The sequence below is a fragment of the Paenibacillus assamensis DSM 18201 genome (assembly GCF_000422445.1).
GTDB classification, from domain to species: Bacteria; Bacillota; Bacilli; order Paenibacillales; family Paenibacillaceae; genus Paenibacillus_B; species Paenibacillus_B assamensis.
This window is the reverse complement of sequence record NZ_AULU01000010.1, coordinates 136827-154611: the sequence shown is the minus strand read 5'-3', so window position 1 is coordinate 154611 and position 17785 is coordinate 136827. Positions and strand designations below refer to the sequence as shown.

Here is a 17785-nt window from a genome sequence, read left to right as displayed (position 1 = left end):
ATTATTTTGCTTTTATTACCCTTCTATTTTTTCTTCTTTTTCTCTTCTGCACCTTTACGCTTCGCCTCTTCAAGGGCCTTCTGAAGCTCCGGAATCAGTTCATTAAAAGCTTGCTCGGCAGATTTTTTACCGTCTTTCACAGCATTTAAAGCAGCCCCCAATTTCGTATTCAGAGAAGATATAAACTCCTTAGAGACATTATTTTTATACAGCACTTCATCTAACGAGTAGCTGTTCTTCGCTGGACGCAGAATCGTAAAAGCCTCCATACTTTTCCCATCTATAGGCTGCTGATATTTTACGCGCGACGTCATCCTCCAGCTGGTACGTCCATGAATGCGAGCCATCTCCTGACCTGTGCTAAACTTGACTAATTCCCATGCTGCGCGCTTATTTGCTGAATCATTTGAGATGACAAAAATTTCAGCAATCCTTACCCTGGAAGATTCATCAGGGTTAGCGGGATCCACAGGTACAGAGACCATATTCCACTCAAATGGCTTTGTTTTATTTCCATCATATCCGCCCTGCATGGCATACTTGATTTCTTCAATCATCCAATAGTAATTGATAGACATTGCCGCCTTACCGGCTGCAAATCCCTGACCGTAGCTCATATGATTGTTCGCATCTTGAACATTGATCTTTTTATTTTTCATTAATAATGCGTATTTCTCAAACAACGTCTTCCAAGCTTCACTATCCATAACAACTTTCTCTGCTTTCTGGTCGACAATTTGAAGATTAGACATACTTCCAAGATGAAGTACGTATTCCGCTGGAAGCATATATTCGGTGTGAAGGCCATAAACACGATCTTTATCATCATTGGACTTACTTTTGAATCGGTGGGCTAAATCCATCACTTGCTGGACAGACATCTTGTGTGTTGGAACCTCTACACCTTGCTGTTTAAATAAATCAACATTATAAAATAAGGCATCCGAACTAATCGTTCCAGATAATCCATATATAGCGTTCCCACCTTTTTCACGCAGAAAATCCATTACACCTGGCGCGAAGTCATCCACCGGGTACTTCTCCTCTTGTATAATCGTATCGAGTTTATATAACGTGCCCGAAGCTGATAAATGCTCATATTGTGACTGATGCAGGATCGCAACATCTATGTTTTTGCTTTTAATAAATTCGACCAGTTTCTTATCTCTGTCATCCCCTGGTTTTACGAAGGATTCGAATTCTGTACTCTCGATAACTTCAAACTCTACTTCTGGAAATTTAACATTAAACGTATTACCATACTCACTCATAAATATCTCTGCATTATGAAACATAACCTTCAATGTCGCTGCGCCCTCTTTAGGGAGTTCCGGCAGTTCACTTTGAGCTCCCCCTGTACATGAAGCTAACAGCGAGATAACAAGACTCAGTCCCATAACCAACTTCCATGGACGTGCCCATTTGTACATCATGATTCTCCTCTCGATTATTATCTATTGATATAAGCGTAAAAGAAATGATGAGCGTAAATGTAACTAACAAGCTTTGAGATCAACTCATAGGTGGGGTAGGTAAATAAATGACTGAGGAATAAGAGGTAAAGCCAAACGTTGGATCATATATATGTACCTAACATCATGTTTATCAATGAATATAATCTACCTTTTCCATATTCCTTGAATGAGGGCAAATAATAAACAAAGCACATCCTGCCTACTTACCTACGTAAGCTGCTGGACGTGCTCTGCTAACAAGATTATATATGACTATTATTTTTTCTTCTTTTTCTCTTCTGCTCCCTTACGCTTCGCCTCTTCAAGGGCCTTCTGAAGCTCGGGAATCAGCTCGTTATAAGCTTGATCAGCAGATTTCTTGCCACTTTTCACACTTGTAAGTGCCTCTTCCAATTTCGTAGTTAATGTCTGGTGGAATTCATAAGATATATTATTTTTTGCTAGCACACTCTGTATGGAATAATTATTTTTTGCAGGGCGCAGCATCGTGAAGGCTTCCATGCTTTTTCCTTCTACTTCTTTTTGAACGTTTTTACGTGCCGTCAATTTTCTCGTAGAGCGACCGTTAATTTTGGCCATCTCAGGACCAGTTGTGAACTTGACAAACTCCCAAGCCGCACGCTTGTCCACCGCACTGCTCGTAACCGAATATATTTCACCCAAGCTAACACTAGAAGACTCGTCCGGATTAGCTGGATCAACAGGCACTGTAACCATATTCCACTCAAATGGCTTACTCTCCTTGCCGTCTGGACCTTGACGATGAGATGCATACTTCATTTCATCAAACATCCATGTATAATTGAGAACCATAGCCGCCTTTCCAGCCGGGAAGCCACTTCCATAAGATCCGCCTTGATTGTTCCTATCATTTATATTTATTTTATTATCCTTCACTAACTCAGCATAACTTGTAAATAGACTTCTCCAACCTTCACTGTTCATAAGCACTTTTTCTGCTTTTTGATCAATGACTTGAAGATTTGACATTTCTCCAAGCGATAACATATGGCTACCGACAGAATGATACTCCGTATGGATTCCATAGATACGGTCTTTTTCATCTGACCCACCCGGGAATCGCTGTGCTAAGTCAAGCACTTGCTGCGCCGACATTTTATGTGTAGGAACCTCTATACCATGTTTCTTAAATAAGTCCACGTTATAAAATAAAGCCATTGAACTTATCCCGCTAGGCAGCCCGTATATCGCGTTGCCGCCTTTTTCACGGAGTAAGTCAACAATGCCAGGATGGAAATCATCCATCGGATACTTTTCCTCTTGAATGAGCGTATCCAGCTTATACAGAATTCCTGCCTTTGCCAGCTTCTCGTATTCCATTTGATGAGTCATAACGACGTCTATTTTTTTCTTTTTAATAAATTCAGTAAGCTTTTTCTCGTATTCTCCTTCTCCATTTTCTGGTTTGAAAGATTCATATAATTCTTTAGGTTCGACTATTTGAAACTCAATCTCGGGATATTTCACATTAAATGTATTTCCCAACTCAGTCATGAACTGGTCTGCACTCCAGTGCATGACCGTAATTTTCCCAGCTCCATTTTCAGGCAGGGCAGGAAGTTCACTTTTACTCCCCCCTGTACATGCAGCCAATAATGAGACTACGAGACTTAACACAACTACTAATTTCCATGGACGAGTCCAACTCGACATGTTCATTCCCCTCTCTATTAAGGCAATTATTATAGCTATACTGCGTCTACGGAGTCTATGAAGGTGAGCATCTTGGTGAGTACAAATGACACAGCCTTACTATCACATGAAACGGAAACTATCATTTCATATAGAATGGTGTGTATCTGGGATGTGTATCTGGATGGATGACTGAGATTAGCGTAGGTAAAATGCTAGATGTAAGAGGAAGATCGTTAAGCAAAGTATCTGAGTTGCTTCGAAAACATATATGTTCCTAGCAACATGCTCTACTTAAATTATATATCCATAATTTTCACATTTCAACTAACCTTGGCAGCAATGAAAAAACACACCCATCAAGCTTATCCGATAAGCTGCTGGGCGTGTTTCACTGACATGCTCCAATATTCTTCTATTTTTTCTCTGCTTTTTCCTTGGCGCCTTTTTGCTTCGCTTCTTCAAGCGCCTTTTGAAGCTCTGGCAACAAGTCTGAATAAGCTTGCTCCGCTGATTTCTTGCCATCTTTCACTGCCATTAATGCTTCATTTAATTTCATCGTCAACGTTGAGTGGAATTCCATCGATACGTCGTTTTTATTTAAGGTTTTGTGTAAATAATAGCTATTTTTCGCAGGGCGCAGCATCGTGAAGGCTTCCATACTTTTGCCGTTGATTTCTTTTTGATATTTCGTGCGAGCTGTTAATTTTCTAGTCGAACGGCCATTGATACGAGCCATCTCTGGTCCTGTACTGAACTTAATAAATTCCCAAGCAGCACGCTTATTGGGTGAATCATTCGTAACCGCAAAAATTTCTGAAAGCTCTACTAAAGAAGACTCGTCCGGACTAGCTGGATCAACGGGTACCGTGACCATTCCCCATTCAAATGCTTTTCCTGGCTTCCCATCTGGACCGTAGCGCTGCGTTGCATACTTCATTTCTTCAATCGTCCACTGTTGACCAATACCTAGAGCAGACTTACCTCCAGCAAAACCGGGATCATAGGCTCCGTTAGCATTCTGGTCATTCACATTGATTTTCCCGCTCTTTACAAGCTCTGCGTAATCGAGAAATAGTGCTTTCCAAGCCTCACTATCCATCACTACTTTTTCTGCTTTTTGATCAATAATTTGCATATTTGAAGCTTCCCCAAGAAAGAGAAAATAGTCAGTGATACTTCGGTATCCTGTATGAATGCCATAAATACGATCCTTTTCGTCTTTGGATTTGCTATCAAATCTCTTCGCTAAATCCATCACTTGCTTCACAGACATTTTATTCGTTGGTAACTCAACTGCATGTTTTTTAAATAAATCAGCATTATAAAATAAGACCTGACTGTTAAACGCAGTAGGCAATCCGTACAGTGCATTGCCACCTTTCTCACGAATCAATTCGATCACACCAGGAGCGAAATCATCGATTGAATACTTTTCATCTTGAATGATCGTATCCAGCTTATATAATGCCCCTGCTGAAGCAAGTTCCTCATAGCTGCCTTGATTCAACATCGCAACATCTACTTTTTTATTTTTAATAAACTCTATAAGTTTCTTATTACCATCATCTTCAGGCTTTAGTGATTGGAAATACTCTTGCATCTCAACGACTTCAAGTTCGATCTCAGGAAACTTTACACTGAATGTGTTGCCAAATTCGCTCATAAACTGCTCTTCACCATAATGCATAATCGTAATTTTCCCGGCTCCATTCTCAGGCAGCTCCGGCAATTCGCTCTTACTTCCCCCTGTACACGCAGCTAACAATGAAACAACTAGACTTAACACAACAACCAACTTCCATGGACGAGTCCAACTAGACATGATCATTCCCCTCTCTTTAACTATTTCATATAGTAATACTGCGCCTATACATTTCTTTAGCTTGGGTAGATGTAAACGATCATGATGAGAAGTTGAGACGCAGCCTTTACTACCGATTAAAGCGCTTACGTATTGTGCCGTTTCAATTTGTGTTTGAAGAAATGTGATGGAAGAAATGAAAGTGAAGTGAATTTCGCTCTTGAGAGGTAAATTAAGTTTTAATTTACTACCTATGGATAAACATCCATATATGTTCTTGCTTAAAGTATAAAACCACATTTGCCATCATACAACTGAGGCTGTGTAACGATTTATTATAGAAATCAATGAATATAAAACGACCAGCAAGTCCTTATGGATTCACTGGTCGTCCCTGATTTCATTAATCTCGTTCATAAATTCTACACTGATACTATTTTTTTCTTTTCCTTAGCAGTGTAATGGTAACTATTCCATTTCCACATAAAAATAAAAGAGAAGTAACCAACATAAATATCCAAAAGTTAAGACTGCTACTGTTTTTATTCATGCTGTAATTAATAATTGTTATTGTCAAAAAAACTAAAAAGAAAATTACGTTTATTAATAGGATGTACAATCTACGTTTTTCCATCAGCTCGTGTCTCCCACTCTAACTAATTTGTGGTGTCCCTTTGATATATAACTTAAATCAACTTATCAACCGTACTAAAGATACAAAAAAGTAAGAAGAAGAAACCATAAGCTTCTTCTTCTTACTCTGTCACATTTTACAGCACAGATTATGGTATCTCATAAAAATTAATATGAACATAGTCACTCATCGCTGTTAATAACGGATGAGCTTGTCTTTCATTGGAGTGTCCTGCTAGCAAGAAATCTTTAGTATTAGTATCGTATCCCGAGATTATCATTAAGTGCGTAGGAGTTGTTATAAATCCCGCAATTCCCTTTGATAATACTACTACATCACCTTTGTAAATAGTACGACCATATACCGACGTATGATTGTCTCTATAATGAATCTTAGACATACTATGATCAACTGATTTAGGTCCCCAATATTTTGTGAATTGAACTACACTTATCCAAGGGCTTGGATCCGACAGTGTCCAGCTGTGATTAAGTTCAGCGGCACTTTTTGGGACTAAATATGTGGAGTTTTTCTTAGTTACATACCAGTCCCCTGCCATTTGCTTTCCTCCACCAACATGCATAGCTTGAGAAACGAAATTTGTGCAATCACTTCCCCAAGCAGTAAATGCCGGGAAATTTGTGCTGTACTTATTATAGTTATTATAAGCCCAATCCCCTGCAGCAGTTCCATTATAAGTAGATAAGGTCTCTGCTAAATCAGTTGTAATCAATAAATTGTTTTTACTTTTCTCTTGGTTGATATCAATAACAGACTCCTGTTTTGTCACTTGATTCAGTGAGTCCAAAAAATCAATTGACAGCTGATTACCCAAATTATAAGAATAGCGACCTAAATACTCTTCAAGTAATTGTTGATGAGCTCTATCTTCAACAGACTTAAATACACTCACAATTTTTTCTACAACTTCTATTCGATCTTCCTTTTTCAAAGATGTAGCTTTTACCAATAGCTCTGGATCTTTATATGCTTGGGATATAACATTAGCTACCTTCGTATCTTCCTCATAATAATAATTTAATGCCTCGATCATGTTTTTTTCTTCTATAACTGGATCTACGAGATAAACCTTTTCAGAATTTGTCTCTATTAATGATTTCTCCGTTTTTTCTTTAAAATACTGTTCGACGTACTTATTACTGTTATTGATAATTTCACTAGGAGAAGCAGATACAGGCACTGCAGATATTAAAAAAACCAAACAGCTAAAACCAGTGATTAACTTCTTTAATTTTATCATTCTCCTTACAGCTCCTTTTTAGACTATAAAAGTCTATTATTCTATATTTGAAAGCTGGCCAGCGATTCAAACAATCATTTTGTTAATACATTAAATGAATGTATAGATTAGGAAGGAAAATATACTACTTTATTGTGAGCGAATATAATGGATTGGAGGAGCATTAACGGAGATAAAACCACTCTTTAGTAAAAATAACAATTTATTTTAAAAAAATCCACGAAATTCAAGTTTGTATTTTCCACATTTTTTTTGCGTGGGTTCATATATATGTAAGTGATATTATTAAAGTTTGCTGTATTTTAAATCCTGTCTAGCACAATTATCTATAGTATTCAATTCAGTCATCGATTAGCTGATTGGCTCATAGCTTTCCTTAGTAGAAGCCAAAAATACCTTTAGGATTTTGGCTTCTACTTTTCAAACTATTCTACATTTTCTTCTTGAGCCGTCACACTTTTTTTCTTAGCTACATCCAACTGCTGCTGAAGCTTAATCTGCAATTCTTCGTATGCTTGTTCCGTTGTTTCCTTCCCTGAAGCAATATCTTTAAATGCGTTATCGAATTCCGTAAACAGATTTCGGAAAAATTCCTGAGGCACCTTATTTTTATTCAGCGTTTCAAATAAAAATGGTGAATGGCTCGAAGGTTTCAGCATCGTAAATGCCTCAACACTTTTTCCATCTATATCCTTCTGATATTTGGTTCGTGTCGTCAGCTTCCCTTCCGATTTTCCCGTAATCTTAGCCATTTCAATACCTGCGCTGAACTTGATAAATTCCCATGACGCACGTTTGTTAGGCGCATCCTTCATCATCGATAAAATACTAGCCAGTGAAATTATTTTTGATTCGTCTGGTCGAGATGGATCAACAGGGATCGTCACCATCCCCCATTCGAATGCTTTATGCTTTTTCCCGTTTTTATCACTTAAATATTGCATGGTTTTCATTTGTCCAATCGACCATGATTGTCCGATCATCATCGCTGCTTTTCCATTATAAAAGCCTGGCTGCATTTCATTGCTGGAGCGGTCAAAATAATTGATTTTTTTATCCTTTACCAGTTCAGCATAGTTGAAAAACAACGTCTTCCAAGCCTCGCTGTCCATTACTATTTTTTCGGCTTTTGGATCAACTAACATCAGATTAGCCATATCCGCGAAGCTGATCAGACCGTATCCAAGTTGATTATGTTCGACATCAAATCCATAGATACGATCTTTGTCGTTGTTCGATTTACTCTCGAACCTCGCTGCAAGCTCCAGTACTTCATTTACAGACATTTTATGGCGTGGAAGCTCAACCCCATACTCTTTAAACAGATCTACATTATAGAACAGGGCACTAGTACTAAAATGAGCTGCTAATCCATGCAAGGCATTGCCACCCTTCTCCCGCAGCAGGTCAATAACTCCAGGATGAAAATCATCAATCGGATACTCTTCATCCTCAATAAGCGAATCTATTTTATACAGTAATCCTTCTGAAGAAAATCTCTCATAATCAGGCTGATTCAAAATGACAACGTCTAACCGCTTGTCTTTCACAAATGCGAGCATCTTTTCATGGTAATCATCGTCTGGCCCCATCGTTTGATGCATCTCTCCCGTTGAGACCACTTCAAACTCAATATCGGGATACTTCACGTTGAAAGATGAACCATAGTCTTTCATAAATTGCTCTTCGTTCCAGTACAACACTCTAATGGTTCCTTCTCCACTCTCAGGCATAGGAGGAAGCTCACTCTTATTCCCCCCTGTACAAGCCGCTAACAGGCCAACTACAAGACTTATGATCATAACTTTTTTCCACTGGTGAAATCGACTGAACATGTTCATATTCCTCTCCCTATCTCTGCATTATTTGATTTTTATGCACGCCTGTTGATTAAACATCTATTAGAAAATCATACATGCCAAATCATCATCCACCTTCTCATCCTTACAGAAGTTTCACAACTCAATATTCGATAACCAATCGTCCCTAGCAGAAAAATAAGAAGTGAAGTGAAGCGTGCACAAGTATATAAAACAACAGCACGGCACACCGTTCCCTTTATTCCGTTAACGGTTGTCATAGAGGCTATTCAGCCCATTTTTACTTGTTCTGAGTTTTAAAGGACGCAAGAGAGCTTATTTGCCATATGAAGTAGTCTTTTTAGCCCTTACTGCTAAAATAAGCTCTATTACGACCGTTAAACTTTAATTATGGACGATTTTGTACAAATAACGTCAATAGCGTCCGTTAGAGGAAAGACTTCTTACTATTTCATCTCATGGTGCTGGTGCTACGACGATTCAGTCGATAATATGAGTTTCATAGAGTATACATTCGTACATCATTAGTTAATCATCAGCCGCAGTTTTCATGATGTTTCCAAACCATCTTATCTGTATAAACAAAACGAATGCTGCATTTTGTGACAGCATCCGTTGTTATTTATGTTCTATGGAGCTCTTGGTGTCGATCGATACGTGCCTTATTCCCACTTACTTCTTCTTTTTTGCTTGTTCTTCTTGTCCTTTTCGTCTAGCTTCATCCAGATGCTTCTGAAGCTCTGGAACTAGCTCGTCATAAGCTTGCTCTGCCGTCTTTTTCCCATCGACAACAGACTTAAACGCCTTATCAAAGGCCTTCTCTGCATTTACAAAAAAGGAAGACACGGATACGTTATTCTTTTGCATGGTCTCACGAACCGTTGGAGCATTGGACGGCTTCAACATCGTAAACGCCTCTACGCTCATTCCATATAGGTCCTTCTGATATTTCGAACGCGTCGTCAACTCTCCTGAAGATTTCCCTCTAATTTTGGCCATTTCGATACCAGCACTAAATTTGATAAATTCCCAGGCCGCACGCTTATTCGTCGAATCTTTCGTCATCGCAAAAATGTTGCTCATTTGAATCTCGGATGATTCATCTGGCATAGCTGGGTTAATAGGCACTGTCACCACCCCCCACTTGAACATCTTTTTATCTTTGTTATAATCCTGAGCAGCATTCATTTGCCTCATCATCCATGTATGTCCTATCGTCATTGCTGATCTTCCTTCTCCGAAGGATGGATCATAGTTGTTATAACCATTTGACGCAGCTATGCTCCACTTCTTGTCCTTGATAAGCTCCACAAATTGAATAAATAGTGATTCCCAGGCTTCACTGTCCATGACAATTTTCTCAGCTTTCTGATCCATCATCTGCAGCCCCGCCATGGACGCAAAAGTTTGCAGCATATGTCCGCTAGGCATAAACGTACTATTCATTCCATATATACGTTCACTATCTTTTTGAGATTTGCTTTCAAATCGCGCTGCAAGCTCCAACACCTCAGACACGGACATTTTATGCCGTGGCAGTTCTACACCATATTCTTCAAACAAATCTACATTGTAGAATAGAGCAGAAGATTGAAACGCAGTTGCTAGTCCATACAGCGTATTTCCACCTAACTGCCGCAGTTGTTCAATAACTCCTGGATGAAAGTCATCAATCGGGTAGTTCTCTTCTTTTACAAGCGAATCCAACGGATATAATATGCCCTGACCAGCTACCTGCTCATATTCTCTTTGACCTAGCAGCACCACATCTAGCTTTTTCTTTTTTATAAATTCAATTAACTTCTCCGTATAGTCATCATTAGGTTCTACAGAACCATAAAATTCACTCGCTGGCACAATTTCAAATTCGATATTCGGATACTTCACTTTAAATGGAACCGCATAGAAGCTCATAAATCGCTGTTCGCTATAGTACATCACTCGAATTTTACCTGAACCATCTTCTGGAAGATCCGGAAGCTCACTTTTAGCTCCTCCTGTACAAGCAGATAACATCGTCATAACGAGAATAAAAATAAGCAGCAGCTTCCCATGACGCCCAGCATCTATCTTTTTCAACGTCTGTTCTCTCCTTTTTATATCTACTAGAAGATAGAATTATCGAATTTTCCTCACACCGTAGTTACCACTTACTTTTTTGGCTTATCCTTTTCTTTCCCTTCTTTTATTCTAGCTTCATCCAAACGCTTCTGTAGCTCTGGAAGCAGATCCATATAAGCCTGTTCTGAGGATTTCTTCCCATCTACAACCGACTGAATAGCCTCATAAATAGACTGATCGATCTGTTCAATAAATGACTCCGATATGTTATGTTTACCAATTGTCTCTTCGAGAGAAGGAGAAAGAGAAGGCTTAAGCTTCGTAAATGCTCCCATATCTGCTCCCCATAGATTCTTTTGATATTTCGTACGAGTTGTTAATTTACTAGAAAAGCTGCCATGAACTTTAGCCATTTCTGGACCTGCGCTAAACTTGATAAACTCCCATGCCTCGCGCTTGTTGGCAGCATCTTTCATCATGGCAAAAATACCGCCAAATCTGACCATTTGAGATTCATCGGGCTTAGCTGGATCAATAGGAATAGAGACGATATTCCATTTAAATGTTTTTTTCTTGTTACTTTGATCGTTTAATTGAGCATTTCTAAGATTGTCCATCATCCATAGATCCGCTATAAGCATAGCCGACTTGCCCTCAAGGAATCCGTTGGCATGACCATCTTGTTTGTTTGGCGCAATAAAATTCGTCTTCTTCTCTTTCACTAGCTCAGCATATTGAATAAACAGTGTTTTCCATGCCTCACTGTCCATTACGATATTTTCTGCTTTCGGATCAACAAACTGTAAGCCGGCCATCGATGCAAAAGATCTTAGCATCCTACCAGGACTCATATACTCGCTATGTATCCCGTTAACGCGATCTTTGGCATGATTGGATTTACTTTCAAATCGCTCGGCAAGCTCCAACACTTCATTTACCGACATATTAGGTCGAGGCAGCTCCACTCCATGCTCTTTGAATAAATCTTCATTGTAGAATAAGGCAGCAGACTCAAAGTGTGAGGCTAATCCATACAAAGAATTCCCTCCCATCTGACGCAGAGTATCAATCGCGCCTGGGTGGAAATCATCAATGGGATATTGTTCATCTCGGATAAGGGCGTCTAGTGGATATAGCAATCCATCATTCGCAATCTTTTTAAATTCTTCTTGATTTAGCAGCACGACATCCAGCTTTTTTTCTTTTATAAATTCGCTCCATTTTTCGATATAGTTATCATCAGGTCCAATAGAGCTATTCAGCTCTGCCAGTGGTACAACTTCAAACTCCATATCGGGATACATCACATGAAATGGCGTCCCATAATCGAGCAAAAATTCTTCTTCTCCCCAGTACATGACTCTGATTTTACCGGTACCATCCTCTGCCAGAGGAGGCAGTTCACTCCGGCTATCTCCTGAACAAGCGGCCAACATCGTAACGACCAAACTTAGTACAAGCAGCAGCCTCCACTTACCTACATAGTTCTCTCTTTTCAACTTCTCCACTCTCCTTCTAAATTACTAGATAAGGCAGACCACTTTTTGGTTTTCTAAATTCCTTACTTTTCCTTTAAAAGGCATGAAAGAGTTGCCCTTTGTTCATAAATTTGTAAATTCTTAATTTTCATTCACTTCTTATACCATAAAAAAAGATGCTAGCGACTACACGCTAGCATCCTTATCCTTAACATATTTTACTTTTATTGTTGTGGACGGCCTTTATCACCGTTTTCTTGCTGCTTCGCTTTCAACCACTTTGGCGCACCTTTGCTCTTCTTATCGCGATGGCGATCATTCCCCTTACGTTGGGAACCAGCTTGTCGAGTTTCAACTGGCTTGCGCGCTTGAGGCTTACGCTTAACCGCTCCCTCTTCAACAAGACGTACTTTCCCATCATAGTACGACCATTCTTGAATTTGGATATTAAGTTCCCGCTCAAACTTGCGCATAATGAAATGCTCACGTTCCGTAATCAGGTTGACAGATATCCCTTTACGCCCCATACGACCTGTACGCCCTGCACGGTGGACATAGTGCTCCGCATTGATGGCAGGCTGCAAACTGAATACGATCTCCAGATCAGCAATATCCAAGCCGCGAGCAGCGACATCCGTCGCGAGCAGCAGCTGGAACTCCCCTTCACGGAAGCGGCGCAGTACCTGTACGCGTTCCTGCTTCGGAGCATTTCCATATAAAGTGCCTACTGATAAATGAGCATACTTCAACTTCGATTCCCACTCGCCGATCATGTCCGAATCATTGACAAACACAATGGAGCTCTTCGGATTGTAATGGCGCACAAGGCGTCTAAGCATATCAATTCTGTCGCGCTCCTCTGATATGATAAAGGAATGCGTAATCGTGTCCGCAACACGCTTGTCTGGTTCGATACCAACGTTAACAGGATCCTTCATCCATTTCGAAGCAAGCTTTTTCACTTCAGCAGGCAGCGTCGCAGAGAAGAATAACAACTGACGATCACGCAGTGCACGATTCATAATATATTCCGTATCGCCTGCTCCGCTTTGACGCAGCACATGATCCACCTCATCAATGATGATCGTGCGAACTTCGTGCATCTTCAGCTTCTTCATATCGAGCAGCTCACGAATACGTCCTGGCGTACCCACCGCAAGTTGTGGACGCTGTTTCAGCTTGTCCAGCTGACGGTTCAAGGCTGCGCCTCCGATAAGCGGCGCCACGACAAGCCCTTCTGCGCCCGCTAACGCTTCTGCCTCGCGCACGATCTGCATCGCCAACTCTTGTGTAGGCGCGACGACGACTGCCTGTAAAGCGCTTTGATCCAGCAGAATGCGCGTAAGCACTGGCAGCAAGTAAGCTAGTGTCTTACCTGTACCTGTCTGGGACTGCGCCAATACATCACGCCCAGCAACAGCAGCAGGGATCGCTTCCGCCTGTACAGGAGACGGCGTTACAATGCCGCGCTGCTCCAGATTATCCGCATAGGTTGTATCTATAGGTAATTGTTTAAATGTTAAAGTCACGATTCACTTTCCTCTCTTCTGCATCCCAACGATGATTGCTCTTCCTATCATTATAACGAATGAAGGAGCATCCTCCAACTTTCTTCACAATTCGAGCAATCATTTTATTTACATAGAACCTGCTGCTCCGCTCAAAGCAAGAAAAATAATGCAGAACAACACGCCTTTATCAAGCTCACTTTCTACATGCAAGCTGCCATTATGCTTCTCAACCATCGACTCTTATGTTAGAGTTCAAATTGTTGCGACTGCGGTAAACATATTTCTTTTAAAATTGTATTTCCAGTTTATATAACTGTCTATAGTAGGTGTTATCATGAAAATTTCAATCGAAGAAATAAATAAAGATCTGGAAGAAGAGATTCTCATCAGATGCCATGAAGTCAATAAGGAGATTTACGAGCTCGTTAACATATTGACAACAGAAACCCTCATCCTGCTCGGATACCATAATGATCGTGTTCATCGTATTAAGCTTAGCGATGTCTTTTACTTTGAGGCAGTGGACGGAAAGGTTTTTATTTACTGTAAGGACAAAGTGTTTGAGATAAAACAGAAGCTTTATGAACTTGAGGAACGATGCAGGGAGAAGAATTTTTTTCGTGCGTCAAAATCCACCATTTTGAATATAGCTATCATCTCATATATTCATCCATCCATAAGCGGTAGATTTGAAGCAGTACTTGATAACGGAGAGCGTGTTGTTATATCCAGGCAATATGTGCCTGTCCTTAAAAGGATGCTTGGATTATAAAATGGAGGGGCAATTATGAAACTTTCTGAATTTATAAAAGAGATCATCCGAGATTTCTTTATCATCTTCGGATCTATCATCATGATCATTACGATGTTGCGACAATTTTTCCAACCCGATCTAGCCTTTGATTTGAAGTCGATTTATACGATTATGACATTTTCGATGATTAGTGCATTGATGGGATTTATTATGTACTCTCGTAATGATTTAAGCGAGAAGCAAATGCGTATCAGAATGGCTGTTCACTTTCTTGCTTTGGAAATCATCTTAATTTCTCTTGGAATTATCATTGGTATTATAAACAGTCCATTAAGTGCAATAATTCTGGCCTTGCAAATTGCAGTCGTCTATATCATCGTTCGTCTGCTGGCATGGCAAAATGATAAAAAAGTAGCCAATAGCATGAATGAGAGACTAAAGTCTTTTAAGAAAGACATTTGAGAGCAGCGGTAAGCTAAGGAGCTTATCGCTCTTTTTTTGCAACTTATTGCCCTGCAGCTACAGCTTATTGCTTTTTTATATACATCTTTTCAACCGTTTTCTAAGATGGAATCAAAAATCAATAGAAACGAAAAGGAGTAACTACTATGGGAATGTTCGTATTGTTTGTCACTCTAATTATCGAATTTGGGTTAGCAATATATTGCGTTGCAACTAAGCAGATCCACTCGAAACTCAGAAGCTGGATTCGAATTGCGATATTTTCAACATTTGTCCTTCTCACACTTTCATCAGTTATCGTTTGGAATTTCAGCTGGGTATTGCTTGCTATACTTCTTTTCATACTCGCTGTAATCGGGACGGTATCGCTCATACGCAACAAAGCAAATACCAAAACGTACAGAAGATCTCGGATTATCGGGAAAGCAATGTTGATGACATTGGCATTGGTAATTGCACTTGTACCTGCTCTTATTTTTCCGCAATATACATTGCCTACGATTACAGGTCAATATGAAGTGGCAACAGCCACCTACACCTATACAGACGAAAACCGTATTGAGGAATTTACTGACACCGGCGAAAACAGATTTGTTAATGTACAATTCTGGTATCCTAATAATGCCGATGGAACCTATCCACTCCTAGTATTTTCACACGGTGCATACGGTATTATGGAAAGCAACACCTCAACCTATACTGAGCTTGCAAGCCACGGTTATGTCGTCGTTTCCATTGATCATCCGTATCATTCCTTTTATACGGTTTCAGATGACGGGACAACTACGCTAGTCAATACAGAATATATGCAGGAAATTAGTAAGTCCAACACAGCAGGTAATTACACACCGGAGGAAGCCTATGAACTCATTCAAAAATGGATGAGGCTGCGTACAGACGACATGAATTTTGTGATGGATACGATTCTTTATCGATCCGAAAATGATAAGGCCCCCATTTATCAACTTATTGATACTAGCAAAATAGGTGTTTTTGGGCATTCGATGGGTGGTGCAGCAAGTGTTTGGGTCGGTAAAGAGCGTCACGATGTAAGTGCGGTTGTCAATATTGACGCTCCATTGTTTAGTGAACTTCATTACAATAAAGAGATTAATAATTTTGAAGCAAGTGGCGATGTGTATACGACCCCGCTTCTTAATATCTATTCTGACGATGTTTGGGTACAACTTGATACAATCTCCACTTATGCAGCAAACAAGACTATCGATATGAATTCTACTGAGTCATACACCGTTCATTTTGAAGGTGCGAAACATTTAAGTCTGACAGATTTGCCGTTATTCTCTCCTGTAGTTGCAACTATTCTACAAGGTGGCAAAGCACCCATTGATACCTACTACTGTATTGAAACTCAAAATGAGCTGATTCTAAAATTCTTTAATTATAAATTAAAAGGGAGTGGCCGTTTTGAATTCAAAGGAACGTATTAAATCATAATGGCATTATATTTTGAGTAATTATTCGTATATTCATATAAAAAAGGCAGCCTAATGGCTGCCCTTATTTTTTGTTCAACATACGTCCTGCAATGCGACTTGATAGTCTCGGGAACAATTGCATCAGCTTCGTACCAATTGCTCCTAGCAATGGCATATCTACTTCAGCAGTCTGACGTTCCATGACACGAATAATGCGACGAGCCACCTTCTCCGGCTTCATCATAAACCAGCGCACGTTGTTCACATATTGCCCGCTTGGATCAGCTAACTGGAAAAATGGAGTATCAATCGGTCCTGGATTTACTGCTGACACCTTTACACCGGTTTGCGCCAGTTCCATGCGCAGCGAGTTCGTAAAGCCAAGTACCGCGTGCTTGGATGCCGCATACCCTGCGGACTTAGGCGTCCCTACTTTTCCAGCCATTGAAGCTATGTTGACGATATGTCCGGATTGACGCTCTAGCATATGTGGCAGCACGGCCTTCGTACAACGGACAATCCCCATATAATTCACGTCCATCATCGCTTCAAAGTGTTCAAGCCCCATTTCATCTGTAAGCTCGAACAAGCCAAACCCAGCATTATTCACTAAAATATCAAGTCGACCGTAACGGTCAATTACATCATGAATGACTCGCTCTACATCTGCTGTATCCGTTACATCCAAGGTGATACATTCATGTCGTTGTTGAATTTGACTCGACACCTCTGCTAATCGACCCGCAGAGCGAGCTGCTAAAATAGGAACGGCACCTGCTTCAGCTGCATATCGAGCTATTAATGCACCTATACCACTTGATGCTCCCGTGATCAGAATGACTTTATCGCGCAATGAATGATTGTTTGATTGACTCATAATTCCACCTCTTCTGTACAGCAACTTTCCTTATAGGACCAATGATCCATCATGAATGCAACCTGCGTTTATCCTTCTATCTTCATCATAATATCCAGACGACCAACATTATGTACATGCAATGGAACTGCCATTGCATTGGTTCCACAGTTCGGTATTGCTTGGAGTGGAACGAGCTGCGGTGGCAAAATATCAACATGTATCCCTTGATTGTACAACATCGTTGAAGCGTTGCCGCTAATCATATTGCCCAACTCAGAGATCGCACTTTCCCCCATTGCGTCCAGTGATTCTAACGGATAGCCACCCATCATTGCGGAAGCCATCTTCACTGCTGCCCCTTCATTCAATCCAAATGCGATAACACCTGACATTTGACCTGTCAGGCCAATTTGGATATGTAGATCATGCGTCCCATGCCAAGCTAGCATTTCAAGTTCCCCACGCTCTGGGCGAACTTGTAAGATCTGTTCAATAACGCTGCATGCTGACTGTAAAAAAGGATGTACCCATTCGGCTTTCATCTTACATCTTTCGCCCCTTTCTGACACCAAGA

At 40.2% G+C, this 17785-nt stretch carries 14 protein-coding genes; 3 read left to right on the top strand and 11 right to left on the bottom strand.

The annotated features are described in order from the left end of the window. Positions 1-23: 23 nt before the first annotated feature. The 9 genes from H580_RS0106775 to H580_RS26795 form a co-directional block, all read right to left on the bottom strand. Positions 24-1433, bottom strand: a complete 1410-nt coding sequence (locus tag H580_RS0106775; RefSeq protein WP_084509018.1) for an ABC transporter substrate-binding protein — start codon at positions 1431-1433, stop codon at positions 24-26. 297 nt (positions 1434-1730) lie between these two features. Then, entirely contained in the window at positions 1731-3149 is a 1419-nt protein-coding gene (locus H580_RS0106770; RefSeq protein ID WP_028594105.1) for an ABC transporter substrate-binding protein, read from the bottom strand. A 394-nt stretch (positions 3150-3543) separates the two neighbouring features. Next, positions 3544-4953, bottom strand: a complete 1410-nt coding sequence (locus tag H580_RS0106765) for an ABC transporter substrate-binding protein (protein ID WP_028594104.1) — start codon at positions 4951-4953, stop codon at positions 3544-3546. A 761-nt stretch (positions 4954-5714) separates the two neighbouring features. Further along, positions 5715-6827 (bottom strand): amidase domain-containing protein, encoded by a 1113-nt coding sequence (locus H580_RS0106760; protein ID WP_028594103.1) that lies wholly within the window; start codon positions 6825-6827, stop codon positions 5715-5717. Positions 6828-7252: 425 nt separating this feature from the next. Beyond that, positions 7253-8662: an ABC transporter substrate-binding protein gene (locus H580_RS0106755; protein WP_169449353.1), complete on the bottom strand. Its 1410-nt coding sequence runs from the start codon at positions 8660-8662 to the stop codon at positions 7253-7255. A gap of 657 nt (positions 8663-9319) precedes the next feature. After that, positions 9320-10726 carry an ABC transporter substrate-binding protein gene (locus H580_RS0106750; RefSeq protein ID WP_028594101.1) on the bottom strand — a complete coding sequence of 469 codons (1407 nt, stop codon included), beginning with the start codon at positions 10724-10726 and terminating at the stop codon, positions 9320-9322. Positions 10727-10797: 71 nt separating this feature from the next. Further along, positions 10798-12207: an ABC transporter substrate-binding protein gene (locus tag H580_RS0106745; protein WP_028594100.1), complete on the bottom strand. Its 1410-nt coding sequence runs from the start codon at positions 12205-12207 to the stop codon at positions 10798-10800. 203 nt (positions 12208-12410) lie between these two features. Continuing rightward, entirely contained in the window at positions 12411-13718 is a 1308-nt protein-coding gene (locus H580_RS0106740) for a DEAD/DEAH box helicase (protein ID WP_051217297.1), read from the bottom strand. A 105-nt stretch (positions 13719-13823) separates the two neighbouring features. Beyond that, positions 13824-13931 carry an ATP-binding protein gene (locus H580_RS26795; protein ID WP_169449352.1) on the bottom strand — a complete coding sequence of 36 codons (108 nt, stop codon included), beginning with the start codon at positions 13929-13931 and terminating at the stop codon, positions 13824-13826. A gap of 100 nt (positions 13932-14031) precedes the next feature. Here H580_RS26795 and H580_RS0106730 point away from each other — a divergent pair, with 100 nt between their 5' ends. From H580_RS0106730 to H580_RS0106720, 3 genes are all read left to right on the top strand, one after another. Then, the gene (locus tag H580_RS0106730) at positions 14032-14469 is read left to right on the top strand and encodes a LytTR family DNA-binding domain-containing protein (protein WP_028594098.1); all 438 of its coding nucleotides are present in this window, start codon (positions 14032-14034) and stop codon (positions 14467-14469) included. 15 nt (positions 14470-14484) lie between these two features. Then, positions 14485-14913 carry a DUF3021 family protein gene (locus H580_RS0106725; RefSeq protein ID WP_028594097.1) on the top strand — a complete coding sequence of 143 codons (429 nt, stop codon included), beginning with the start codon at positions 14485-14487 and terminating at the stop codon, positions 14911-14913. Positions 14914-15059: 146 nt separating this feature from the next. Beyond that, positions 15060-16364: an alpha/beta hydrolase family protein gene (locus tag H580_RS0106720; protein ID WP_028594096.1), complete on the top strand. Its 1305-nt coding sequence runs from the start codon at positions 15060-15062 to the stop codon at positions 16362-16364. 70 nt (positions 16365-16434) lie between these two features. On the opposite strand, the gene H580_RS0106715 is transcribed toward H580_RS0106720, so the two are convergent. Continuing rightward, positions 16435-17229 carry an SDR family NAD(P)-dependent oxidoreductase gene (locus H580_RS0106715; protein ID WP_028594095.1) on the bottom strand — a complete coding sequence of 265 codons (795 nt, stop codon included), beginning with the start codon at positions 17227-17229 and terminating at the stop codon, positions 16435-16437. A gap of 68 nt (positions 17230-17297) precedes the next feature. Next, positions 17298-17753: a chemotaxis protein CheX gene (locus H580_RS0106710; RefSeq protein WP_028594094.1), complete on the bottom strand. Its 456-nt coding sequence runs from the start codon at positions 17751-17753 to the stop codon at positions 17298-17300. Positions 17754-17785 lie beyond the last annotated feature (32 nt).